Below are 508 nucleotides of genomic sequence, written 5' to 3'. Positions count from 1 at the left end.
TCGCACCGCGCCAGTTCGAGAACGAGCATCTTGTTGAGGCTCGGGATCGCAGTGAAGTCGAACGTGTCGAAGCTTTTGACCGCCGGGAACCTGGCCGCCTTGATCCGCCGCTCAATCGTGCGGCGCTCCCGATCGATCAGCTCCAGCTCGATCAGGCGCAGCAGGTATCGGGGATGGTCGACGCCGTCGCGGGCGCACTCGCGGGCGACCTTGTCGTATTCCCTCAGCACCGTCGGCAACTTCAACTGCTTGAGGTGGTGCGCGAGCAGGACCTGCGGCGTGCCGCCGGTCGTCCCCGTCGGCATCCTGTCGGGACTGAACTTGCCGCTCATGCCGCCCTCCCGGGAACCAGAACGGCGTAGTCGGCCGCCGCCGTCGTCCTGACATCCATCTTCGGCAGATGGGGATAACGGGCCAGGTCGAGCCGAAGCGGACGCCGCTCGACACGGGCCAGCGCGATTTGCTTGACGGCGTCGAACCCCACCGCCCCGAGCCGGATCGCCTCGGT

1 protein-coding gene and 1 pseudogene are annotated in these 508 nt (G+C 66.9%); both read right to left on the bottom strand.

Features of this window, described 5'->3' with window-relative positions; all coding sequences use genetic code 11:
• Positions 1 to 305, bottom strand: a 305-nt coding sequence (locus VQ045_RS21920) for an ATP-binding protein (RefSeq protein ID WP_331831639.1), incomplete at its 3' end; no start/stop codon positions are given.
• Positions 306 to 328: 23 nt separating this feature from the next.
• Positions 329 to 508 (bottom strand): annotated as a pseudogene (locus VQ045_RS21915) (IS21 family transposase); the annotation flags it as partial.

It is taken from the genome of Aurantimonas sp. E1-2-R+4 (assembly GCF_036549515.1).
GTDB lineage: Bacteria > Pseudomonadota > Alphaproteobacteria > Rhizobiales > Rhizobiaceae > Aurantimonas > Aurantimonas coralicida_A.
The sequence above is the reverse complement of the archived record's forward strand: the minus strand, read 5'-3'. Positions and strand labels throughout refer to the sequence as shown.